We start from the raw sequence: 22760 nt of genomic DNA on the forward strand, positions 1-22760 counted from the left end.
ACCGCGACTCGTTCAGCCTGCTCGACGCCCAGATGACGTCGAAGGTGACGGCGCTGGTCGCGGGGTGGAGGCCGTCGGACGGCCCGATCCGCTGGGCTGCGGATGTGTCGGCGACGGTCCGGAATCCGGAGCCACTCGTAGTTCCGTGAGCAGGTCGTCGGCGGGTTCGGCGAAGGCCGCGTCCAGCGTCGCGGCGGTGTCGGCCGGGTACGTGCGACGCACGAGATCAGCCATGATCGACACCGCCGTCGACGCGCCCGGCGACGCGCCGAGCAGGCCGGCGATCGTTCCGGAGCCGTCGACGACGAGCTCGGTCCCCTGCTGAAGGTCGCCGATCCGAGTCGGATGCGGTTTCACCAGTTGTGCGCGCTGCCCACCGGGGACCAGCTCCCACTCGTCGAACTCGGCGTTCGGCCAGAATCGTTGAAGTGCGGCGAACTTGCGTTTCGGCCGCGCGGAGAGCTGCCCGACCAGGTATCGGACGAGGTCGACGTTGTGGAGCATCGCCGCGCCGATCACGTGCAGGTTGTGCCAGCGCAGCGTGGTGAAGAAGTCGACGAGCGACCCCTTCTTCAGCAGTTTGGTGCTGAACGTCGCGTACGGGCCGAACATCAGGTAGTCGCGGCCGCCGACGAATCGTCGATCAAGATGCGGCACGGACATCGGTGGCGCACCGCGCTCCGCCTGTCCGTACACCTTCACATCGTGGCGGGCGACGGCGTCGGCGTTGCCCGTGCGGAAGAAGGCCGCACCGACCGGCAGCACCGCGTAGCCGCGGACCTCCGGGACTTTCGCCTTCTGCAGCAGGTGCAGCGCGAAGCCGCCCGCACCGACGAACACCCGCTGGGCGTCGACAGCGAAGGGTCGTCCGCCGGACATCGTCCCCCGCACCGTCCAACCGCCGTCCGGCCGGCGACGCAGCCCGCGGACCTCGTGCCCGGTCCGCACCTGCCCGCCCCGTTCGACGACGACGTCGAGCAGAGCTCTCGTCAGAGCGCCGAAGTCGACGTCGGTGCCGCGGACCTGTCGGGTCGCTGCGATCGGTTCCCCGGGTTCACGACCATCCATGAGCAACGGCGCCCACTGCTCGATCATCGCCGGATCGTCGGTGAACTCCATCGTGTCGAACAGCCGGTCGGCCGACAGCGTCTGGTGACGAGCACGCAGGTAGTCGACGCCGTCGGTCCCGAACACTACGTTCAGGTGAGGCGTCTGATGGATGAATCGCGTCGGATCGACGAGCCCCTCACGAACCAGGTGCGCCCACCACTGCAGGCTCTGCCGGTACTGCCGAGCGATCTCCGCGGGTTTCGTGCGATCCGTCGGGTCGGGCATGTAGTTGAGTTCGCAGAAGCCCGAATGTCCGGTGCCCGCGTTGTTCCACGGCCCGCTGCTCTCGGCCGCCACGTCGTCGAACCGCTCCAGGACGATGATCCGAAGAGTCGGGTCGCTCACCGCCAGCATCGAACCGAGCGTCGCCGACATGATGCCGCCACCGATCAACACGACGTCGGCCTGCTCCTCGTGCCGGTCGAGGTCGTCCTGCGGATTGAGCCGAGTCGAGACCTTCGTGTCTTCCATAACCGCCTCCTGACGCTGACTGCAGTTGACCGAGTTGCTTTCCGCCTTCCACGATCGTCCGCGCATATCAATCCGTCCAATGACATCTGTCAGGATTACCATCCGATTATGGATCAATGGACTGTCGAGTTGGCCCCGCAGTTGCGAGCGCTCGCCGCGCTCGCCGACCATGACGGGTACATGACCGGGGCCGCCGACGCGCTCGGGATCCCCCAGTCGTCGATGAGCCGGCGCGTGCACGCATTGGAGCAGACTCTCCGCATCCCGCTGATCTCGCGGGACGGCCGGGCGGTGCGCCTGACTCCAGCCGCGCGGCGCCTCGCCGAGACCGTCCGTGGGCCGCTCGCCGAGTTGGAGGCCGCCGTCGCCGACGTGACCGACGACTCCGACCCCGAGCACGGCACCGTCCGTTTCGGTTTCCCGCTCACCATGGGGCACGGCACCGTCCCGAGCCTGCTCGCCGATTTCAACCGGGCTCACCCCGATATCCGACTGCAGTTGAAGCAGGCCCACGGCGCCGAACTCGTCGACGACCTACGACGCGGCGACCTCGATCTCGCCCTGACGATCCCGCCGCCGGACGCGCTGCCTCACGCCGTCGTCGCGATTCAGGAGATTTGTGCGACCGTCCCGGCCGGGCATCGTCTCGCAGCGCGTTCACGCATCAATCTCGCCGACCTGTCCGGCGAGCGGTTCATCGCCAATCCGGCAACGTACAACCTCCGCCAACTGACCGAGACATGGTGCCGAACAGCCGGATTCGATCCGGACATCACAGTAGAGATCACCGAGTTCGCGACGGTCCGCGAGCTCGTCGGACTCGGACTGGGCGTCGCACTGCTGCCGTACACCCACCGACCGGAGGACGGGACGGCTCAGGTTCGCCTCCTCGGCGAGCATCGCCGTGCCGTGGGGCTCTCCTCAGCGACGTCGCGCCTGAATCCGGCCGCACGAGGACTGTCGGACTTCATCATCGAGCGGACCGGGTTCGCCAGCAGCGGCCACACGCGGACCCATTCATCTTTCGGATGCACCGGTGGGTAACGGAGAGACAAAGCGGCACCTAGAGTGAAGTAGCTTCGCAGCACCCGAAATCCGAGGTATGCAGGAACATACCGGATGATCCGTGGACGAGTGGCCAAACAAACGCAGACGGTCACGACCATCGGCATGCCGAGGATGGTCGCCACCACTGGCTGCCATGCCATCTGCAGGAACGTCATGTGGAACGGCACCTCCGCAATGACAGCGAACAACAGCAGTGGAGCGAGCATCGCCCGACGGGCGGCATTGACCAATTGAAAGGGCAACACAAAGGTTCCTGTCATGGAACGGCGGTCGAAGAGGATCGAACGATTGTGTGCCGCGATGTGATAAATGCTGCGAAACCAGCGCGTCCGTTGTTCGCGGAGGTGTGCATAGGTGCGCGGCGTCTCGCTGTAGTACACGGCTGTCGGATCAGCGACGGTGTAGTAGCCGGCCGAGTTCAGACGCAGGCAGATGTCGGTGTCCTCACCGTTCATCCCCTGCACCATCGGCCCGACTCGCGTCAACGCGCTCCTCCGGTATACAGCGAACATGCCCGGCACCCCGAGTACCCCCTGGTATCCAGTGAGCGACAGCTGGAAGAACCCATGCCGCACGTACACTTCGACGAGCCGTACTTTGTCGATCCACGTCTGCTCCGCTGCTGGCAAGGGCATGCCCCCGACAGACCCGACCCGCGGATCGACGAAGTGTCGCATCGCACGCTGCAGACAGTTGGGACCGATGACTGTGTCCGCATCGATCCGAACGACGAATTCCTCGGTAATCCGTGCAATACCCGTATTCAAGGCGATCGCCTTTCCCGGCTTCGGGCAGTCAGTCACCTCGCCGGTGAGGGACGTGCACGCCGCGATCGCTTCCCTCGCTACTCGGGCAGTCGAGTCGCTGGACGCGTTGTCGACGACATAGAGACGGATGTCTCCGCCATAAGTCTGGGCTGCACGGTCGACTGAGGCGATCGTGTCGGCGATGTCGTGCGCCTCGTTGTGCGCAGGCACGATGACCGCAGCCCGCGGCGAGAACACGATCGAGTCCATCCGACGCAGTCGTCGCCAGCCGAAGGCTGCCGTCACACATGCGAGTATTTGTTGCACGAGAAAGACACCCGGCCCGATTCCGCCGAGGATTGCAATCTGCTGTAGCGCATCGACTTCCGCACCGAGCAGTCGCAATGCGAGCGTCGCCCCGAACAGTGCGACGACGAGCGAGAACGCCAGGATCAGGTACGCCGAAAGCGGCGTGCGCGGGCCGAGAGGCGCAGGCCCGTCCGCAGGCAGTCGCGCCTGGCGCATGATCGTGTGCGGCAGGATCGCAAGAGCAACCAGCCCCGAGATCAACTGCAGTCCGAATACCGGCACCGACATGAGCCCGAGGTGATGCAACGCCCACCCGATCGCGTCGAGCCCCAAGCAGAACGCTGCGAACTTCCCGACCAGCGACGCCCCCAGCACGGCCCTCCGCCACACATTCGAATAGGCGAACGCCGCGTATGCAATAAAGAAGATGACGATGAAAAGCCTCGTGGGGACGGCTGCGTCGCCCCGATCCGCCGCGAACAGCACGATATCGTTCGGTCCAATGTCGAGTCCGCTCCGCACGCTGACGGTCCGCACGCACATCGCTACGATGCACAACGCCGCGAAGACCACCAGGAACCCGTTGGTGCCCGACGCCGGACGATCGACTGCATAATCCACCGGCGCACTGTCGACGGATCGGAAGTAGTCGACCGCCGGCTCCCGTACCTCCCCGGCGCCAGTCATCCCGGCGCGACCGCTCGCCGTGGAGCGTCATCGATCGGCAAACCGTCTGCGGTGAAAGCGACCGCACCGTTCCCGGTGATGACCTGTGCCGACTCTGTGCCGAACGGCGGCAAGGCCGTCGCCCCGTGACCGACGGGTACGACGACCAGGCCCGCGACCCGGTTGCCGACCGAACCGCAGGCGACAAGGACGCCATCGGCCATCGCGGTGACATCAGTACGCGGCGGGCTTCCGGATACGAGGCGTCCGTCGGCGACTGCAACCGGCGTCGACACTCTCCCGTCGGCACCGATCTGGATGAACGGTGTGCCAGGTTCGGGGGCACGCCCCCACAGGTAGTCGGGCGCCGCATCCACAGGCATGAACTGTGCGAGCACTGGCACCGCCGAATTCAACACTGCAACTGTGTCCTCGGCAGGTGTCGCGGACACGTACACGGCGAAGCCTGGCGCGAGTGTTCGGGGGATCGCAGTGAATCCCGCACCCGGATCGTCGCCGAGGGACAACACCGAATCGGGGTCCAGTGCCATCGAGTACGGAGTCTGTCGCACATCGCAGCCACCTAGGTCACGGTCGCGTTGCACCGTGAACGTCAGTGTGTTGTCGATCCGTTGAGCTTCCGCAGGCAGCGCGATGGTCGTGACGGGGCGGTCCCTACGAACAGGTCGTGAATCTATGAGTCGGCCATTGAGTGAAGTATCAACGATCCATGTGAGGTCCGGTGGGCTCGCAGGCAGGTGCCAACCGACTCGCGCCGACGCCGGGAGGTGACCGTCGGACAAGTCGGCCAGTGAGTACGAGACTCGCCAGGTGTGCGAATCGACGACCGTCGCAGTGGCGAGATCGGCGCCGAGGTCGCCCAGATCGACGTCGCCCAGCGTTCCCTGTTCAGATGGCACCCGACGCGGATCCCCACCGGTGCCGTCCGCAGTAGCCACGAGTGGACCCGTGATCTGTCGCGTCGCCTCTGTCGCCGATGGGCTGTGCACTGCGAGGGCGGGCATGTCACCGATCGTGCCGACCGAAATCGGGTCGTCCGATGACGCGCTCCAGCCGAGTTCATTGAGCTGCTGGTCGGTGCCCACCATAATGAGGTCGCTTCGGTCATCGGGCACGGAGTCGGTGTACGTCACTCTATGGCCGGACTGAGTGAGTCCGACGCCGAGTTGCGCGGCAACAGTCCGCCATGGATTCTCGCCGTTCGGTACCACCACGGTGACAGTGTCGTCCCACGACGCGACGACGTCGCGCACCGTGCCGACCGGCTCGTCGAGTTCGGCTTCCACGACGGTGTCTGCTGCGATGTGGACGTTGGCCCCAGTGGAGTGGTCAGTTGAGCACGTCTGGTCGTGCAGCGAGCCGTCCAGCCGGAGTTGTACACGCACCTGCCCGTCCGCCACTGCCCCCTCGGGGACATCAACAGTCCGCTCGAGTTCGCCGTCCCCGTGGGAGAGCTCGCTCCGGTCGACCTGGTCGCCGTCGACGGTGACGGCGAGGAAGGCCATGGCGTCGTGCCCGACCTGTGTGCTGCCACGCAGGCGGATCCGTGTCTGCGATTGCCCGACGTCTACGGGGACACGGACCGTGAAGCTTGCCGACGGTGTGTCGTCGTTCAGCCACAGCCCGTCCGGGTGACCGCTGCCGTCGACGGTCCGCTGCATGTGTCGATCGGCGGACACGTGAAGACTGTCATCGTCTGCCGAGCGAGCGAACCACTCGGGTCGTGCCACTAGTAGCACGAGGAGCAACACACAAGCGACAGCGAGGATCCACCACGCGAACGGCGGCACCGTCCGCTGGTGCTCGCTGCGGTGGTACCCGCTCGACTCGTCGGGCGAACTATCGCCGTTCACTGCGTCGTCGTCTCTCTGGCGGCGACGCGTTCTCGATTCCAACAGGACTCAGCGGGCACGTGGGCAGGCTTCACTCGGGCCGCATGGACACGGGCAAGTTCGATCTCCGCGACGAGCAGGTCGGACCGCAGCCCGATCGGGTCGAGACCGAGATTGACGAGATGGTCATTGCGGGCTGATAGATCGTTCACCTCCGCTTCGCGACGAGGGTTCTCCACATGACTCACCACGGCCCCGCTGAGCTCGGCGACAATGGCCGCGAGGTCTGACACCCGGTGGGTCTCAGTCATCTGATTCATCACGCGGACGCGGTCCCCGACGTCATCGCCCGACTCGACGGCCAGCGCGATGCACTGCACACTGTCGTTGATGTTGATGAACGCCCTGGTCTGCCCTCCCGACCCGTGCACCGTCAACGGGAGGCCGACGGCTGCTTCGACAAGGAATCGGTTCAGGACCGTGCCGTAGTCGCCGTCGTAATCGAAGCGGTTCACCAGTCGCGAATCCAGCGAGGTCTCTGCCGTTTGACTGCCCCACACGATCCCCTGGTGCAGATCGGTGATCCGCAGGCCGTCGTTGACCGCGTAGAACTGGAACAGAAGCTGATCGAGCGACTTCGTCAGGTGGTACACACTGCCCGGCTGCGTCGGATAGAGGATGTCCCGGACGTGTGTGTCGCCGTCACGGTCCGGATAGCTGACCGTCAGATACCCTTCGGGTAGGTCCATCGGCACCGTGTCGTAGCCGTACACGCCCATCGTGCCGAGGTGGACGACGTGTGCGTTCACCCCTACCTCGGTGACCGCGGCCAGGAGATTATGAGTCGCGTTCACGTTATTGTCGACCGTGTACCTCCTGTGCGTCGGCGACTTCATCGAGTAGGGCGCGGCTCGCTGCTCGGCGAAGTGCACGATAGCGTCCGGTCTGATGTCACCGAGTACCTGTACGAGACGCTCGTAGTCAGTTGCTACGTCCAATGGCTCGAAGCCGATCGACGTGCCCGTCACTTCTCGCCACGCAACCAGCCGCTCGGGCAAGGAATTGACCGGCGTCAACGAGTCCACGCCGAGTTCGCGGTCGATCTCACGACGCACCAGACTGTCGACGATCGTGATCGCGTGACCGCGCAAGGCGAGACGGAGGCTGCTCGGCCACCCGCAGAACCCGTCTCCGCCGAGCACAATGATTCGCATTCGAGGCTCCTCACATCGCTTTTCACCGAAGTCTGCGCCGGATCGAGCGGTCGCCGCTTCGCCCGCCGCGGGTGATTTCTTCAGCCGGACGCGGCTGATTGCGGCACAACCGAAGCAATCGGCCGATAGACCGGCTGCGATCCACGAGACGAGGTACACCGATGTCTGCCGCACTCAGCGTTCTCGTCCCCGACCACCAACGGCGATCCGTCGACGAACTCCGCGATCGACTGGACTTATCGTCCGGTGATCGCGCTTCAAAGAAGTCGGCGTACTGGATCATGCTGGTTCTCGCGGCCGTCATCGCCATCTCGGGAGTCGTGTCCGATTCGACGGCGACCGTGATCGGCGCGATGATCGTGGCCCCGCTGTCGATTCCCATCCTCGGGATCGGACTCGGCGTCACATCGCACGACTCGCGTCTCGTGCTACGCAGCGCCGGCCTGCTGACCGCGGGCGTCGTCGTGGTCGTCGCACTCGGCTACGTGTTCACTCTGCTACTGCCAGACGCGACGGACGTGCTCACGAACTCGCAGGTGACCGGTCGGACCTCACCCACGCTGATGGATCTGACCGCCGCCCTCGCGACCGGTGTCGTCGCCTCGCTGGCACTCACGCGTCGCGACGTCGGAGACGTGCTGCCCGGCGTCGCCGTCGCGATCTCCCTGGTCCCCCCGCTCGGCGTAGTCGGTGTGTGCCTCGGCTCCGACGCACCGGGGCTCGCCGTCGGAGCGTTCATACTGTTCGTCTCTAACGTCGTCGCTCTCGTGCTCACTGCAATGATCGTGTTGACGCTTGCTGGCTACCATAGGAAGCCAAAGACCACAGGCAGGCACCAGTGGCGCGCGTACGCGATCGTGGCGTCGGCGCTCGTCGCCGTCGCCGTTCCCATGACGATCAACTCGATGACTTCGCTGTGGTCGGCGCAGATCGCAGACGCCGCTAGCGGCTGGATGGGCCAGGTGCCAGGGGCTCAGGTCGCCGACGTCACCCTGCATGGCAGCACTGCGACTGTCTTCGTGCTCGGCCCCGCCGAACTCCCTCCCCTCGGCGACCTGCAGGAGTCAGTCGACGCCCTGGTCCCGTGGCATCCTCGCGTCGTCCTCGTCCACGTCGTGGGCGACCGGACGACCAGCGCACCGTGAACCGCGGGAGCGCCTGCCGTGTGGTTCAGTCCGCGAAGACGTCTCGGAGGGTCGCCTCTTCGGCGTGCGACAGGTTGGTTGAGATGAGGGTGGGCGACTGACCCGCGAACTCCTCGTGGACGCGGTCGAGAGTTGCGTCGGAAGTGAGGACGAACAGCGCTGACGTTCCCGGCGTGACCTTGTCCCGAACCGATTCGATGAAGTCGTCATCGATGCCGACGTCGGTCAACGCTCCGGTGAGCGCTCCCATCGCAGCCCCCACTGCCGCACCGAGCAACGGCACCAAGAAGATCAGCCCGAACAACATGCCCCAGAACGTTCCTCCCAGGGCCCCCGCAGCCGTCAGGTTGTCAGCCTGGCGGGTCTTCGGCTTCTTGGCAGCATCCGGCCACGAAACGGTCGCAGCGTCGTGCACCGTGATCAGTTCCTGCTTCTGCAGATCACGCAGGGTGGTGAGAGCCGTCTCTGCGCCGGTCGGCGTCGGAAATTTCCAAACAGTGAGTGTTCCGGCCATGGTGATTCCTCTCTGAAGCGGGTATCGGACCGTCCAGCCCGATACCTCGATCGTCCAGTCTGGTGGTCGACCGGGCACGACTTCTCACCCGCGACGGGCGACCGCGCGCCTTGTGCGGACTACGATTCCTCGCATGACTTCGGACCTGCCGGTCGGGACGATCCTCGTCCTGCGGCCCGGGACCAGTGGCGACCCGCTGAAGGTTCGGTTCGTCGATATGGACATCCGGTCGCGCGCCGCAATCCTGCAACTCGACCCGATCCTCGATCGTGAAGAGTTCAACGTGATGTTGCGGACCGACGCCGTGCAGATCGACCAGATCGATGAGCCTCTCGTCGACGTCCTGCGTCGCAGCGATGAGCCGCAGTTTCACCAGATCGCCATGCGGTTGGAGAACCTCGGCGTCACCGACTGGGATCTGTGGGCGTGGGGCCGGCCGGACGTCACCGATGTGATCGATCAGCGCGCAGACGCCACCGTCGTCGACCTCGGATCGTTCGGGACGCCGGAAGAACAGCAGGCGACCGCACTGGCCGTCCTCGATCACCTGTGGGCACACCGCGATGAGCGCATCGGCCGTCTCGTGGTGATCGACGAAGCGCACAACTTGTGTTCGCCGGCACCTACGACACCACTCGAACGCCTGCTCACCGAGCGGATCGTCCAGATCGCAGCGGAGGGTCGGAAGTACGGCATCTGGCTGCTGCTGTCGACGCAGCGTCCGTCCAAGGTTCATCCGAACGCGGTGTCGCAGTGCGACAATCTCGGATTGATGAAGATGAGTTCGGCGAGCGACCTCGCCGAACTCGGTGATGTGTTCGGCTACGCACCCGAGGCATTGCTGCAGCGGTCACCGACCTTCGGTCAGGGGCAGGTCCTGTTCGCGGGTGGTTTCACGACCGCACCCCAACTGGTCCAGATCGCGCCGCGGCTGACTCACGAGGGTGGTTCGGACGTAGCTGTCGCCCTGCGCTGACAAGCCGTCCGGCTGCGCCGACAGTCAGGTCCGCATCGGTCAGGCGGTTACACCGCCGATGCCCTTGCCGATCAGTACTGCGCCGATCACCAAAATCAGCACGGCCATCACGCTCTGACTGTTCTCCTGCAACCACGTCTTCAGCGAGTCCAACGGTGCCCGGAGCCGATCCGCCGCGAACTGGAAGCCGATCACCGGGACCGCCACCGTCGCACTCGCAATCGCGGTGTACACGATGACGGCGACCACATCACCCGATCCGCTGAGCCCCGCGCCGCCGATGGTGATGCCCGCAGCTGCGCAGAGCATCAGGTTCTTCGGGTTGATCGCGGCCAGGACGAAACCGATGCCGGCACCGGGAAGCACCGTCATCTCGTCGATCGCCGACATCCACTTCGGTGTTGTCGCCTCCGCTGATCGGGATCTCCACTGGTGCACTCCGAACGCGACGAGCACGACGCCGAGCGCGAGTTTGATCCAGCCGCGCCCCGCCGGACTGCCGTCCATAGCCTGCCCCAGGAATACGAACAGCGTCGTGGCCGCTGCCACGCCGATCGTCCATCCGCAGGCGAAGCCGAGACTCGCCGTTCGGGCGTGCACGCCCATCAGCATCAGGATCGCCGCGATGATCGGGACCGGCGACACCGCGACGCCGACGGCGAGCGGCAGCAGGTCGCCGACCACCGCGCCGAGCACCGCGCTAGTCCGTCCGCCAGGTCGTAACGGCCCAGATCACAACCAGGTCGAGCGCGATCACCAGGATCGACCACCACGGGTAGTAGGGCAGCCAGAGGAAGTTCGCCACGATCGAGACTCCGGCGATGACGATCGCCGACACCCGCGCCCAGGTGGCCCCGGACATCAACCCGATCGCGATGAGCACTCCGAGCGCGCCGACGATCAGGTGGATCCAGCCCCACGAGGTCGTGTCGAGGGCATACGTGTACTCCGGTCCGACGACGAACAGGTCGTCTTCCAGCACCGCGGACAATCCTTGAAAGAAGGCGAGCAGGCCTGCGACGAACAGCAGGATCGCGGCGGCGAACGTGGTGGTGCCCGACACGCCTTGCCGGACGGGATTGGCCTCTCGGTCATCTGTTGTGTGTGTCATCATCTTTCCTCTCACTCGTTGGTTCTCGGTCGTCATTCTTCGGTGCGTAGTTCGCTGGCGGCTTCGCGGTTGCTGGCGAAGACACGGTCGGATTCCTTGAGGACGCCGAGTGTCCGCAACCGCGGTCCGACGGCTTGCCTGAGTCGGCTGAATCCGAGAGTGATGTCGTTCGCGGCGAGCCAGTCGCGCAACCGTTCGAGGGCTTCGGCGGCTGTCACGTCGACGTCGGTGACCGCCTCCAGGTCGAACACGAGGTGCTTCACCGGCTTCTCCGCTGCGGCGATGGAGGCCTTCGCCGACCGGACGACGGTGTCGGCGTTCGCGAAGAACAACGGTGCAGCGGGCCGCAGCACGATCAGACCCGGTGCGGTGATCGTCTTGTCGGCTGCGGTGAAGCGCTTGCCCGGAGTCGGGTCCGACTCGTCGGCGTGCAAGACGTCGACCGCCGGATTCGACGCTCGGCGAGCGATGTTGACCACTGCCAGCACGAACGCTACGACGATCCCGGCGATCGATCCGACGAAGATCGTTGTGGCGAAACAGACGGCAGCGATCGAGAACTCGAACCGCTCGACGCGCCACAGCCGGGCGAACTTCCCGATGCCGAGCAGCGGGACGACAGCGACGGCGACGATCGCACCGATCGCCGGCGACGGGATGCTGGTGAGCAGACCCGTTCCGAACAACAGCAACACCAGCGTGACAACCGCCAGGACGAATGACGGGAGTTGTGTACGCGACGCCGCCTGGTCCATCGCCGCCGTCCTCGACGTGGACGAACCCACGGAGAAGCCGCCGGTGAAGCCTGCCGCGACGTTGCCCACCCCGAAGGCCGCCAGATCGCGGTCGGCGGAGACTTCGTAGCCGTGCTTCTCCGCGTACGAACGGGATACCAACAGCCCCTCGACTGTCGTGACCATCGCCAAGGCGATTGCGGACGGAACTAACGCGAGCCATTGAGCGACGCTGAGGGAGGGCCAGGTGAAGATCGGCGGACCGCCCGGCACCTCGCCGAGCACCGACACCCCGTGATCATCGAGATGGGCCGCGGCGACGATCACGGTCGCACCGACGAGGACGATCAACGCCCATGGGACGCGCGGCAGCCGCGTGCGCCACGCGAGGAGCACGATCAGCGACACCCCTGCAATCAGCACCGACCATCCGTTCGCGTCGGGCAGACCGGTGATCAACCCGCCGAGTTTGCCGACGAACTCGTCGCCCGGCTCCAGATGGACGCCGGCCATTTTCGCGGTCTGGGACACCAGGATGTCCAAAGCGAGACCGCCGACGAAGCCGGTCAGGATGGGCTCAGACAGGTAGTTCGCAAGGAAGCCCAGCCGAAAGACAGACATCAGCAGAAGGACAACACCGCAGATGACCGCCTGTGCCATCGCCATCGCCGCATAGTCGTCCCCGGACACCGCAAGACCACCGATCGACGAGGCGACGAGCGCCGCGGCCGCGGCGTCCGGCGACGCGACCAACTGTCTCGAGGACACGACCAGCGCGTACAACACCGTTGGGATGATCAGCGCGTACAGGCCCGCGATCGGCGGCAGCCCGGCGATCTGGGCGTAGCCGATGTTGAGCGGAATCGAGATCGTGACGAGCGTGATCCCAGCCATCGTCTCCCGCGCGATGTTGCGCTTGGTCAGCCCGGGTATCACCCGATAGCCACGAAACCTCGCTGCGACGAGCCCGGTGGACACCTGGCGCTCACCTCCGTCCTCGCTCACCTTCGCTTTCGCTCAGCTGTCGCCGTTACGGCAGCACGATGTTGAACGCCGGATCGGGTTCGTCGACGACCTCAATCAATCGCGCGAAGGCACCGCGATCACCGGTGAACTCCACGCCCGGAGACGTGTCGTCACCGCCGAGCAGTGCGAGCAGGCGCGGCTTGGTCGTGGCCACGGTCACGTCGGCGGGGCCGTCCTTGTCGAGCCTGCGACGGTGGATCAGGACACCGTTGCTGAGCGCGAGGCGGTGCGTCTGATCGAGGTCGGTGAATGTGACATCGAGCGACAGTCGTTCGCCCCATGCCTTCGGACCGTTGAGCGAGATCGCGACCGAATCGAAGATCTGCGCTGGTGTCAGTTGAGCGAGGATCTCCGGCGCGTTGGGATTGGTCGGCGTCCCGAAGTTGGCTCCACGCAGTTCGGTGGCGCCGGACAGATAGAAGTTGCGCCACGTCCCGTTCTCGACCGTGTACGCCAGCTGGTCGAGGGTGTCCGCGTACAGCGCGCGCCCGTCCGAGTGGTCGGGGTCGACGAACACGACATGATCCAGGAGCGTCGCCGCCCACCGGTAGTCACCAGACTCGTATGCGGCCCGCGCTACGTCGACGGTCTTGTCGATCCCACCGATCGCGTCGACGTAGCGAGCCGACAGAGCCTCCGGCGGGTGCGGCCACAGTCGGGCCGGGTTGCCGTCGAACCACCCGATATATCGCTGATATATCGCTTTGATGTTGTGACTGACCGAACCGTAGTAGCCGCGCGCGTGCCACGCGTTCTCCAAGGCGGGCGGAATCTGCATCGTCTCCGCGATCTCAGCGCCCTGGAGACCCTGATTGATCATCCTCAGCGTCTGATCGTGCAGATAGCCGTAGAGATCGCGTTGGAGCGTCAACATCTCGACAATGCGATGGACTCCCCAAGTCGGCCAGTGGTGCGGCGAGAACATCACGTCCACGCGGTCGCCGAAGATGTCGATCGCCTCGTTCAAATAGCCCGACCAGCCATGCGGATCACGGACCACTGCGCCGCGCAGGGTGAGGAGATTGTGCAGGGTGTGCGTGGCGTTCTCCGCGATGCACAGCGCGCGGAATCGCGGCAAGTAGACGTGCATCTCCGCGGGGGCCTCCGTCCCCGGGGCCATCTGGAACTCCATCTCGACACCGTCGATCGTCAGCGTCTCACCAGTGGTGTGAATGTCGATGGTCGGCACCACGATGCCCGCGGCACCGGTGGACGGGGCCTGACCGAGTCCTGCTCCGACGTGGCCGGATGGTCCGTGCGCAAGGGCCGCGCCGTACATGTATCCGGCGCGCCGCCCCATCGCGGTGCCCGCGTAGACGTTCTCAGCGATGGCGTGCTCGACGAACCCCTCTGGAGCGATCACCGCCACATCACCACGCGCGACCGCCTCTTGGTCGGTAACGCCGAGGACGCCGCCGAAGTGGTCGATGTGGCAGTGGGTGTGGACGATCGCTTTGACCGGCCGCTCCCCGCGATGAGCGCGGTAGAGGTCCATAGCTGCCAGTGCCGTCTCACGCGAGGTGAGCGTATCGATGATGACGACGCCCTCATCGCCTTCGACGATCGACAGGTTCGAGAGGTCAAGTCCGCGGACCTGATAGATGCCCGGAACCACTTCGAAGAGGCCCTGCATGCTCGTCAGTCGAGATTGACGCCAGAGACTCGGGTGGACCGTGTCAGCTGCGTCTTCTGAGTCCAAGAAGTCGAACACGTCGTTGTCCCACACCACCGTGCCGTCTTCGCTGCGGACTACGCCCGGTTCGAGCTTGCCGATGAATCCGCGACCGGCGTCGTCGAAGTCTCTGGTGTCGGTGAAGGGCAGCGATTCGCGTGCTCGACGGTGGGCTGCGACGACGAACTCACTCGCATCTGGTTGGGACATCGGTTCCTCCTCGATTTGGAAACGCACTCGAGTCTGCAGTGGTCCGAAGTGGACCCGTGGAACAAGTGTTTCGGGTTCTGCGGCTCCGGTGCGAACGACCTCATTCTTTGCGGGTGAGTCGAATTCGCGAGTCGTTTCAACCCGCGAACACGCCTCGCACCAAGGGTCGATCCGCGTAAGGTCTCCGCGTATGACCGACTTTCGCGCGTGGTCTTCCTCCCTCCAATTCCAGGCGCCACTGCAACAGCCGGGGCACCTTCCGCGCTCTCGAGTCACCGACGGAATCGACGACCGGATCGACACGTCACATGCGGTTCTCGTCGTCGCGCCGAGCGGTTACGGCAAGACGTCGGCGGTCGCCGAATGGGCGGAGAAGCGGTGCGAGCGCGTCGCCTGGGTGACGTTGAGCAGATTCGACACCGATGTCGACCGAATCCAAGCCGTCGTCCTGCGTGCGTTGCTGTCGCTCGTCGATCACTTGTCGTATGACGGGTTGCAGGCATTGCTTCGCGCCGACCCGTTCAGCGGAGTGTCGCCCACCGACTTCGATCACGTCGCCGAGGCCTTCGCCGACCTGGTCGAGCCCGTCTATCTGGTAATCGATGACGCGCACCGCGCCAAGGACGCTCTGGGCACCGGTCTCATCGGCGCGCTGATCGACGGCTCGTTTCCGAACCTGCACGTCGTAGTCGTCGGCACCAGCTACACAGAACTGGCGCTCAGCCGATTCTCGCTGACGCATCCGCGTGCGGTGATCCGTGCGGTCGACCTCGCCTTCGACATCGGCGAGGTCAGCCGGTTCGTCCGCCGCAATGACACCGCCCTGTCGCCCGATTTCATACTCGAGGCCACGAGGGGATGGCCTATCGCGGTCCGGGTCCTCGCGATGACGGGAGTCCGCCCCGACCTCGACGGCGACCACGGCGTCTTCCATTCCTACGTCCGTGACCACGTGTTGCCGTCCCTGCCGCCCGACCTCGCCGAGTTCGCGTTGGTGACCTCCGCGTGCCGGAGCATCACGCCGGCGCTCGCCGATCAGCTGACCGGGCGCACCGACAGCGCCGATCTGTTGGACCGGTGCGTCGCTGCCGCGCTGTTCATCGACCGATACACGTCGTCGAACGGCGACGTGTATCGATGGCACGCCCTGTTCGCCGGCCACTGCCGCGACATCCTGGTCGAGTCCCGTCCGGGCACCGCAGCCAGCACGCTCCGCGCCGCCGCGTCGTTCTTCGAGGACAGCAGCCCGCTGCACGCGGCCGAGTACTGGCTGAAGGCGGGCGAGCCGACGAACGCCGTGCGGGTCGTCCTCAGCCGGTGGGTCAACGCGGTGGTCGGCCCCGACGCGACCGCCCTCGACCGTCTCTGCGTCGCACTTCCCAGCCCCTGGGACGACGATCCCCGTGTGCTCCTCGTTCGCGCCTGCGTACACCAGTCCACCGGCGAATCGACGTACGCCAAGATGCTCTACACCCGTGCCGTGGCGCGCGGACAAGACTTCGTGACTCCCCCTGACAGCGGCGACGACTACCCCATCATCCTCGAGCAGGCACGACTGTTCCTGGTCGACGACCGCACCGAACTCGGCGAAGCCTGCGACACGGCGCGGCGCCGATTCGAGACGGTCACGGAGTCGACCCGAGACCGAGTGCCCATGCTGTACCTACTCGGCTGGACCGAGATGCGTCTTCGCAGGGCTCCTGCACGCGCGATAGAGCTGCTCGACGCCACGGTGGCCGAAGCCCAGGCGATCGGTGCGACCGGTCTGGCCCACCACGGCCGAAACCATCTGGCGTTCAGCTACGTGTGGGCCGGGCACCTGCACGATGCCCGGCGAGTCGTCGAGGCAGCGGGAGCCGAATCCGGCGGCGACCCATGGGGTCAGTATGTGGGTGGCGGAGCCTCGTTCACGCGTGGATACCTCGCATACTGGCGAAACGATCTGCTGTCTGCCTCTGCCGAATTCTCGAGCTTGATCCGCTCGTCGGACTCGCCTCTGCTGTTCGGCGGTGCAGCACGGATGATGCTCGCGCTGACCGCCGCTGCACGCCGCGAACCCGGCGAGTGCCGGATCGCTCTCGACGAACTGTCGAGCATGCCGGGGCAGATGGATCAGGGCGTCTCGTGGCCCGCATTCCGCCATACCGCACTCGCCGTCTTGAACGAAGCCGCAGGGAATACTGCCCGGGCCATGCGGGTGGTCACGAAGTACGAACACACCGACAGCACACCGTTCGTGAGCGTGGTGCTCGCCGGTATCGCAGCGCGGGCCCGGCAGCTGCGCACAGCGGCACAGATGATGCACCGTTTGCAGCCTCAGTACCAGCAGATCTCGTACGTTCGAGTCGCAACGCTGCTCGCCGACGCCCAAGTGGCCCGACACGACGGAGACCAGGAGCAAGCACACGACCTTCTCGAACGATCGCTCGATGCCGCTTCTGGAGAAGACATCCGCCGACTCTTCGCGGGTGACGGTGTCGAGCTGCGACAGTTTCTCACCGGGCATCTCTCGTGGGGCACACGACACGAAGACTTCCTCGCGTCGTGCCTCGCTCCACCGCCCAGGAAGGGTGTCCTGCACACCCTCTCCGAGCGGGAACTCGACGTGTTCACCCAGCTGCGCACCACCCGCACGATGCAGGAGATCGCCGAGAGCCTCGGTGTCTCGATCAACACCGTGAAGACACATCAGCGCGCCATCTACCGGAAGCTCGATGTCCGGTCGCGGCGCGAGGCTGTCCGTGTGACCGACTGAACCCACCTCGCCGTCGCCATCATCCGCAGAGGGTGAGACGTGGATTCGCGGACACCTCGGTAGCCGACGATGACTGTCATGCTCGACGTCCTTTGGCGCATGCTGCCGGTCACCCTGAGCGTAATGGCGAGCCCGGTGGCGATCCTCGCGGTGCTGGGCATGCTGCAGTCGTCTCACCCACTTCTGGTGAACGTCTGCTATCTCGGAGGGTGGGTGGTGGCCACCTCCGGCTCACTCGTCTTCTGGCTTGCTGTGCTCTCGTATTTCGGCATCTCCGAGGCCCACACCGGCTCCGCTCTCGCGACTGCGCTGCACGCGAGCATCTCCGTGCTGTGCTTCGCCGGCGCGGTGTGGTCGTATCGGCGGGCGCGGGCAACGTTGACGCGCCTCGCCGCGGCCCGCACCCTCGACGAGTTCGCGGCCGCCGCGCCGCAATTGCCCGGCCTCGTTAAGGACTCTGTGGGATACGGCGCGCGGCGATCATTCGTCGTCGGGCTCGGTGTCTTTCTCCTCAACCCGACGAATGTGTCGCTAGTGGCCGCGACCGCGATCGACCTTCTCAACGCGCACGTCTCGTCAGTGCAAGTCGTCGGACTGAGTATCGGCTTCGTCGTGGCCGTGTCCCTGCCGCTGGCCCTGCCAGTCATCGCGGTCACGGCCGGACGCCGGGCGCCGGACCGGCTCATCACGCGAGTGCGCGGATGGGTCCTTCGGAACAACGGGTTCATCCGTGCATCCATGCTGCTCGTCGTCGGATTCCTACAATTGACGCGCGCAGTGACGGGCGGTCCGCCATGAAACGCTCGCAGGAAGCCCGCGCCGCGGTACAGACCTACCTCCGCAGGTTCGGCACCCGCCGAACGATCGGATCGGACGTCAAGGCAGGTGTCGTGCTCGGCGTCGAGAGCGTGCCAGACGGGTTGGCTGCAGGCGTCCTCGCGGGCGTCAACCCGCTGCTCGGACTCAACGCCTACCTGGTCGGCACGGTCACCGGGGCGTTGACAACCGGGTCAGTGTTCATGACCGTTCAGGCGACCGGCGCCATGTCGGTCATCATCAGCGACGTGCCAGCCGCGCAGGGTCCGAACGCGGCCTCCGTCATCGCCACTCTGACTGTGCTCGCGGGCCTCATCATGTTGGGGCTCGGGGTGGCTGGCCTAGGGAGTCTGGTCCGGTTCATCCCGTCGGCCGTGCTCTACGGGTTCGTCAACGGAGTCGCGATCAACATCATCCTCGGACAGCTCGCCAACTTCACCGGATTCGCGGGCACCGGAGAGAATCGCGTCAGCCGAGCGGTCGACACCGCGGCCCACATCGGCCATTTCAGCTGGCCAACTGTGGCAGTGGGTGCGTCGACGATAGCGCTGATCTTCGCACTGGAAGCCCTCGGAGTGGGCCCACTGGGAATGGTCGTCGCGGTGGTCGTCGGATCGGGTCTCGCGTTCATCTTCCCGCAGGACGCGGTCGTCACGCTCGGCGACTCAGTCGACATCGGCCGCAGTCTTCCATCATTCGTCGCGCCGTCGTTGTCGGAGACGCCCGCACTGCTTGTGCCCGCGTTGTCGTTGGCGCTCGTCGGGCTAGTGCAGGGTGCGGCCGTCTCCGGGTCGACCCCGAACCCGGACGGCCACTACCCGAACGCATCGGCGGACTTCCGCGGGCAGGGCTTGGCGAACATCGCCTCAGGCGTGCTCCAAGGCATGCCCGTAGGCGGATCGATGTCAGCGACGTCGTTGGCCCGGTCGGCGGGCGCACGGAGCGCGTTCGCGAGCATGGTCGCCGGCCTCGTCATGGTGGCCACGATCCTGGTGTGCGGTCCGCTCATCGAAAACGTGGCAATGCCCGCACTCGCGGGCCTCCTAATCCTCGTCGGCGTCCGTACGCTGAAGCCCCACCAGTTCCGGATGATCTGGCAAGCGGGGCGAGTACAGGTCGCCGTGTTCTCGGTGACCCTCGCATTGACCATGACGATCCCCCTCCAGTACGCGGTGCTCTCGGGAGTGGGATTGGCCGTGATCCTGCACGTCGTACAGCAGTCCAACCGGGTGAGGGTCGTCCAGTGGACGTTCGACACACCCGATTCTCGACCACGGGAGACCACGCCTCCGTCCGCCCTCGAGCCCGGCGACGTCGTCGTTCTCTCACCGTACGGAACGCTCTTCTTCGCTTCAGCACAAGCGTTCCGATCTCAACTGCCGACGCCAGTCGCCGATGCGCGCGGCGCAGTCGCCATCATCCGTCTTCGAGGGACGGACGAATTGGGGGTCACGTTCCTCACCATGCTCGGCGAGTACGCGATCGAGCTTCATCGTGCACACGCCACTCTGATGTTGAGCGGAGTCGGCGGCGGCCTCGACGATCAACTCACCGCGACTGGGGTTCGCGAGCAGATCGGCGACAACAACGTCTTCTTGAGCCGCAGCCGACTCGGCGACTCGGTGTTCGACGCGTTGGGTCGGGCGCGGGAACGCCGCCAAGAGGGCTGACCGTTCGCTGCCTCGGCGGCGGCCGAGACGTTGGCGTCAGTTGAGCAGTTTCGCCTTCGCGGCGGCGAACTCGTCATCGGTGAGGAGTCCCTGAGACCGCAGATCCGCTAGTCGCATCAGCTCACCCGTCAGGTCGGATGCGGGCGACGCGGAGCTCGGCGACTGGTATATCGGGGCGGGTTCGGGCGCCATCCTGTCGACAGCACGCTGCGCCTGGCGACTGTTGACTGCGTTTGCTGTCCCGGCGACCACCGCGGTACGGGCGGCCAGACCGATCAGGCCTGGGCGGCCTCCTCGTCGCAACATCATGGTCTCGTTCTCCCGTCCTGCCGCTTCGCGTCGTTCACTCGGCCGCAGCCATTTCGGCGACGGCGTTCACCACATGTGCCGGAATACGCTCCACGGCGACCACCGAGGAGCCGTCCTCGTTCAGTGCGGCTGCGAGGTTTCTCGCCCAGACGAGCTCGAAGGCCACGATCGCCGCCGCCTGTCCCGCTGGCACATGCTCGAGCAGGTCGGTGACATCGTCATCACCGATCAGCCCGGGCGCCGCGAGCGCGGTACCGGCGAGCGCGAACTCGGTGCGGTCCACCTCGTCCACCAGCACCGAACCACTCTCGGCTTTCGTGACGACGACCGCATCGAGGAGCCGTATGACACCCGCATCAAGTTGCTCGGCCAACGCGTGGAACACGACTGTCGAGACCCGAGAGGCCCCCAACATGATGACGTTGATCTCGACCGGACCGAGTCCGCCCGCGCCCGCCAACGATTCGAAACCCATGACGTCTCCCCACTTTCGATGAACCTCCGGCCCGCCTCCCATTCGATGTTCGCACCGGGCGGCCAGTCGCAGTGGCCGCGTCACCCGCATCGGGCGAGACGCCGCAGGAGGTTCGGCAGCGCCGACTCATACTCGATTCATGGCCGACACGCCCGTATCCGACCGCTCGTCTGCGCGGACGGTTCCACGCGGACTCGCGGTCCTTGTGGCGCTGGCTTCGATCACCGTCGTGACCGCCGGGATCAAGGTCACCGCGGGCATCGTCGGGCCGGTGTTCCTCGCGTTGATTCTGGTCATCGCGGTTCACCCGGCCGGCACGTATCTCCGCAGACACGGCTGGCCGCGTTGGTTGTCGGCGATCGTCGTCCTCGTCGCCCTATACGGAATACTCGTGGTGATCTTCGGATCGGTCGTCTTCTCGCTGGGCAGGCTCACGACCATCCTCCCCGACTATGCCGACAAGTTCGACGACCTCGTGGACGACGTCAAACAGTTCCTCCAAGATCACGGTGTCGCCACCGCGTCCGCGGACTCGATCCTCGGGAACATCGACTCGCACACGCTCATCTCGGCTGCAGGCTCACTGCTGTCGTCTGCGGTCTCGCTGACGTCGACGCTCATCCTGATCATCTCGGTCGCGCTCTTCCTGGTCGTCGACTCACTCGGAGTGGACGACCGGACGGCCGTGCTCCGCCACGTGCGGCCGAACATCGCCGAAGCCATGATCGGTTTCACGAACGGAACACGCCGGTACCTCCTCGTCACCACACTGTTCGGGTTCATCGTCGCTGTCCTCGACGCCGGCGTCCTGTGGGCGATCGGGATCCCGCTGCCGTTGTTGTGGGGACTGTTGTCGTTCATCACCAACTACATCCCGAACATCGGCTTCGTCCTCGGCGTCGTCCCGCCTGCTGTCCTCGGGCTCCTCGAAGGCGGCCCCGGGACCATGCTCCTGGTCATCGTCGTCTACAGCGCGATCAACGTCGTCCTGCAGTCGTTCGTCCAGCCGAAGTTCGTCGGCGACGCCGTCGGCCTCTCTACGACCATCACTTTCCTCTCACTCGTCGTGTGGGGTTGGATCCTCGGCCCGCTCGGCGCGATCCTCGCTGTCCCGCTGACGATCTTCGTCAAATCCCTTCTCGTGGACGTCGACCCACAGACCCGGTGGATGAACATCTTCATCGCCGATACGGTGTCCGCCACCCCGAGCGGCCCATCGAACGAAGGATCAGCCGATGCTTGATGTGAACGGATTGGTGGTCGTCGCCGTCGGCGCAGTGCTGTGCTTCTACGGAGTGCGCTCGGCTCACCTGGGCGTCCTTGCAGCCGGGTTCGGGGCCGGTTGGCTCATCGCGGCCCTGTTCAATCCCTCGACGACGACCCTGATCCTGTTCGGTCTGATCGGCGCTGTGTCGTCGTGGGTCGTCGTGTCCTTGATGTTCAAGTTCGCCACCTACCTCATCGGCGGGCTGGCTGGTGCTGTGGCCGGAGCCCGCATCGCCGACCTAGTGCAGCCCGGGGACAACTCGTGGTCGGCCAGCGCGATCATCGTCGTCGCGGTCGCGATCTCCGCGGCGTTCGCCGCCGACAAGTACCGGGAGCGCGCCCTACTGTGGCTCACGTCGATCGGCGGCGCCGCGATGGTCCTTCACGGGCTCGGACGAGCCGTGGACGCATTGGATTGGTTGCGGTCGGCAGACTCCACTGCAGGCGAAGTGGCAGGCACTGCGGCATGGGTGGGACTGTCGCTCGCCGGGTGGATCGTCCAGCGACGGCTGTTCGCGGAGCGCCTCGGCGTCAAGCATCGAATCGGCCGTGCGAACCCAGATTCGTGACATGCGCTCCGCCGTGGCGGGGTCGGACGAATTCCCGTGTAACGCTCCCCCGTTCTGCGGCGATGCGCCGGGATC

At 65.6% G+C, this 22760-nt stretch carries 18 protein-coding genes and 1 pseudogene; 8 read left to right on the forward strand and 11 right to left on the reverse strand.

Annotated features, from left to right (window positions below; genetic code table 11):
• Window positions 1–12: 12 nt before the first annotated feature.
• Entirely contained in the window at window positions 13–1581 is a 1569-nt protein-coding gene (locus L5G28_RS00590; RefSeq protein ID WP_308191930.1) for a malate:quinone oxidoreductase, read from the reverse strand.
• Window positions 1582–1689: 108 nt separating this feature from the next.
• Here L5G28_RS00590 and L5G28_RS00595 point away from each other — a divergent pair, with 108 nt between their 5' ends.
• Entirely contained in the window at window positions 1690–2625 is a 936-nt protein-coding gene (locus tag L5G28_RS00595; protein WP_236999875.1) for a LysR substrate-binding domain-containing protein, read from the forward strand.
• A gap of 185 nt (window positions 2626–2810) precedes the next feature.
• On the opposite strand, the pseudogene L5G28_RS19375 reads toward L5G28_RS00595, so the two are convergent.
• The 3 genes and pseudogenes from L5G28_RS19375 to L5G28_RS00610 form a co-directional block, all read right to left on the reverse strand.
• Window positions 2811–4391: pseudogene (locus L5G28_RS19375) on the reverse strand (glycosyltransferase family 2 protein); the annotation flags it as partial.
• Window positions 4388–6070: a hypothetical protein gene (locus tag L5G28_RS00605; RefSeq protein ID WP_236996742.1), complete on the reverse strand. Its 1683-nt coding sequence runs from the start codon at window positions 6068–6070 to the stop codon at window positions 4388–4390. The gene L5G28_RS00605 and the pseudogene L5G28_RS19375, both read right to left, overlap by 4 nt.
• 170 nt (window positions 6071–6240) lie before the next feature.
• On the reverse strand, window positions 6241–7437 hold the full coding sequence (locus L5G28_RS00610; RefSeq protein ID WP_236996741.1) for an NAD-dependent epimerase/dehydratase family protein: 1197 nt from the start codon (window positions 7435–7437) through the stop codon (window positions 6241–6243).
• 161 nt (window positions 7438–7598) lie between these two features.
• On the opposite strand from L5G28_RS00610, the gene L5G28_RS00615 reads away from it, so the two are divergent.
• Entirely contained in the window at window positions 7599–8582 is a 984-nt protein-coding gene (locus L5G28_RS00615) for a TIGR00341 family protein (RefSeq protein WP_236996740.1), read from the forward strand.
• 25 nt (window positions 8583–8607) lie between these two features.
• Here the strand turns inward: L5G28_RS00615 and L5G28_RS00620 are convergent, their stop codons facing one another.
• Window positions 8608–9096 (reverse strand): DUF1269 domain-containing protein, encoded by a 489-nt coding sequence (locus L5G28_RS00620; protein ID WP_236996739.1) that lies wholly within the window; start codon window positions 9094–9096, stop codon window positions 8608–8610.
• A gap of 133 nt (window positions 9097–9229) precedes the next feature.
• Between L5G28_RS00620 and L5G28_RS00625 the strand changes: the two genes are divergently transcribed.
• Entirely contained in the window at window positions 9230–10072 is an 843-nt protein-coding gene (locus tag L5G28_RS00625) for an ATP-binding protein (RefSeq protein WP_236999876.1), read from the forward strand.
• A gap of 39 nt (window positions 10073–10111) precedes the next feature.
• On the opposite strand, the gene L5G28_RS00630 is transcribed toward L5G28_RS00625, so the two are convergent.
• The 4 genes from L5G28_RS00630 to L5G28_RS00645 are packed head-to-tail and all read right to left on the reverse strand — an operon-like array spanning window position 10112 to window position 14825.
• Window positions 10112–10768, reverse strand: coding sequence for a GAP family protein (locus L5G28_RS00630; protein ID WP_236996737.1), 657 nt, complete (start codon window positions 10766–10768; stop codon window positions 10112–10114).
• A 4-nt stretch (window positions 10769–10772) separates the two neighbouring features.
• Window positions 10773–11183 carry a DUF7144 family membrane protein gene (locus L5G28_RS00635; protein WP_236996736.1) on the reverse strand — a complete coding sequence of 137 codons (411 nt, stop codon included), beginning with the start codon at window positions 11181–11183 and terminating at the stop codon, window positions 10773–10775.
• A gap of 32 nt (window positions 11184–11215) precedes the next feature.
• Window positions 11216–12922 carry a SulP family inorganic anion transporter gene (locus tag L5G28_RS00640; RefSeq protein WP_236999877.1) on the reverse strand — a complete coding sequence of 569 codons (1707 nt, stop codon included), beginning with the start codon at window positions 12920–12922 and terminating at the stop codon, window positions 11216–11218.
• Window positions 12923–12947: 25 nt separating this feature from the next.
• Window positions 12948–14825 carry an alkyl/aryl-sulfatase gene (locus L5G28_RS00645; protein ID WP_236999878.1) on the reverse strand — a complete coding sequence of 626 codons (1878 nt, stop codon included), beginning with the start codon at window positions 14823–14825 and terminating at the stop codon, window positions 12948–12950.
• Between the two features lie 190 nt (window positions 14826–15015).
• Between L5G28_RS00645 and L5G28_RS00650 the strand changes: the two genes are divergently transcribed.
• The 3 genes from L5G28_RS00650 to L5G28_RS00660 all read left to right on the forward strand — a co-directional run bounded on the left by L5G28_RS00650 (window position 15016) and on the right by L5G28_RS00660 (window position 20066).
• Window positions 15016–17580 carry a helix-turn-helix transcriptional regulator gene (locus L5G28_RS00650; protein ID WP_236999879.1) on the forward strand — a complete coding sequence of 855 codons (2565 nt, stop codon included), beginning with the start codon at window positions 15016–15018 and terminating at the stop codon, window positions 17578–17580.
• Between the two features lie 78 nt (window positions 17581–17658).
• Window positions 17659–18378 carry a GAP family protein gene (locus L5G28_RS00655; RefSeq protein ID WP_236999880.1) on the forward strand — a complete coding sequence of 240 codons (720 nt, stop codon included), beginning with the start codon at window positions 17659–17661 and terminating at the stop codon, window positions 18376–18378.
• A complete protein-coding gene (locus L5G28_RS00660) occupies window positions 18375–20066 on the forward strand; it encodes a SulP family inorganic anion transporter (protein WP_236999881.1) in 1692 nt (563 codons plus the stop codon). Before L5G28_RS00655 ends, L5G28_RS00660 begins: the two co-directional genes overlap by 4 nt.
• Before the next feature lie 36 nt (window positions 20067–20102).
• Here L5G28_RS00660 and L5G28_RS00665 read toward each other — a convergent pair whose 3' ends face one another.
• Both L5G28_RS00665 and L5G28_RS00670 read right to left on the reverse strand, forming a co-directional pair.
• Entirely contained in the window at window positions 20103–20375 is a 273-nt protein-coding gene (locus L5G28_RS00665; protein ID WP_236999882.1) for an SHOCT domain-containing protein, read from the reverse strand.
• Window positions 20376–20409: 34 nt separating this feature from the next.
• Complete coding sequence (locus tag L5G28_RS00670) at window positions 20410–20850, reverse strand: DUF6325 family protein (protein ID WP_236999883.1); 441 nt, start codon at window positions 20848–20850, stop codon at window positions 20410–20412.
• Window positions 20851–20989: 139 nt separating this feature from the next.
• Between L5G28_RS00670 and L5G28_RS00675 the strand changes: the two genes are divergently transcribed.
• The gene (locus L5G28_RS00675; RefSeq protein ID WP_236996728.1) at window positions 20990–22093 is read left to right on the forward strand and encodes an AI-2E family transporter; all 1104 of its coding nucleotides are present in this window, start codon (window positions 20990–20992) and stop codon (window positions 22091–22093) included.
• A complete protein-coding gene (locus tag L5G28_RS00680; RefSeq protein ID WP_236999884.1) occupies window positions 22086–22685 on the forward strand; it encodes a DUF4203 domain-containing protein in 600 nt (199 codons plus the stop codon). The genes L5G28_RS00675 and L5G28_RS00680 overlap by 8 nt, the downstream gene beginning before the upstream one ends.
• The last annotated feature ends 75 nt before the right edge of the window (window positions 22686–22760 follow it).

The sequence above is a fragment of the Gordonia liuliyuniae genome, assembly GCF_021739025.1.
GTDB lineage: Bacteria > Actinomycetota > Actinomycetes > Mycobacteriales > Mycobacteriaceae > Gordonia > Gordonia liuliyuniae.

Bases quoted from the DNA above. Each gene is read 5' to 3' on its own strand.
- L5G28_RS00590 (WP_308191930.1), bottom strand. From the start codon at position 1,581: ATGGAAGACACGAAGGTCTCGACTCGGCTCAATCCGCAGGACGACCTC.
- L5G28_RS00595 (WP_236999875.1), top strand. From the start codon at position 1,690: ATGGATCAATGGACTGTCGAGTTGGCCCCGCAGTTGCGAGCGCTCGCC.
- L5G28_RS00610 (WP_236996741.1), bottom strand. From the start codon at position 7,437: ATGCGAATCATTGTGCTCGGCGGAGACGGGTTCTGCGGGTGGCCGAGC.
- L5G28_RS00615 (WP_236996740.1), top strand. From the start codon at position 7,599: ATGTCTGCCGCACTCAGCGTTCTCGTCCCCGACCACCAACGGCGATCC.
- L5G28_RS00620 (WP_236996739.1), bottom strand. From the start codon at position 9,096: ATGGCCGGAACACTCACTGTTTGGAAATTTCCGACGCCGACCGGCGCA.
- L5G28_RS00625 (WP_236999876.1), top strand. From the start codon at position 9,230: ATGACTTCGGACCTGCCGGTCGGGACGATCCTCGTCCTGCGGCCCGGG.
- L5G28_RS00635 (WP_236996736.1), bottom strand. From the start codon at position 11,183: ATGACACACACAACAGATGACCGAGAGGCCAATCCCGTCCGGCAAGGC.
- L5G28_RS00645 (WP_236999878.1), bottom strand. From the start codon at position 14,825: ATGTCCCAACCAGATGCGAGTGAGTTCGTCGTCGCAGCCCACCGTCGA.
- L5G28_RS00650 (WP_236999879.1), top strand. From the start codon at position 15,016: ATGACCGACTTTCGCGCGTGGTCTTCCTCCCTCCAATTCCAGGCGCCA.
- L5G28_RS00655 (WP_236999880.1), top strand. From the start codon at position 17,659: ATGCTCGACGTCCTTTGGCGCATGCTGCCGGTCACCCTGAGCGTAATG.
- L5G28_RS00660 (WP_236999881.1), top strand. From the start codon at position 18,375: ATGAAACGCTCGCAGGAAGCCCGCGCCGCGGTACAGACCTACCTCCGC.
- L5G28_RS00665 (WP_236999882.1), bottom strand. From the start codon at position 20,375: ATGATGTTGCGACGAGGAGGCCGCCCAGGCCTGATCGGTCTGGCCGCC.
- L5G28_RS00670 (WP_236999883.1), bottom strand. From the start codon at position 20,850: ATGGGTTTCGAATCGTTGGCGGGCGCGGGCGGACTCGGTCCGGTCGAG.
- L5G28_RS00675 (WP_236996728.1), top strand. From the start codon at position 20,990: ATGGCCGACACGCCCGTATCCGACCGCTCGTCTGCGCGGACGGTTCCA.
- L5G28_RS00680 (WP_236999884.1), top strand. From the start codon at position 22,086: ATGCTTGATGTGAACGGATTGGTGGTCGTCGCCGTCGGCGCAGTGCTG.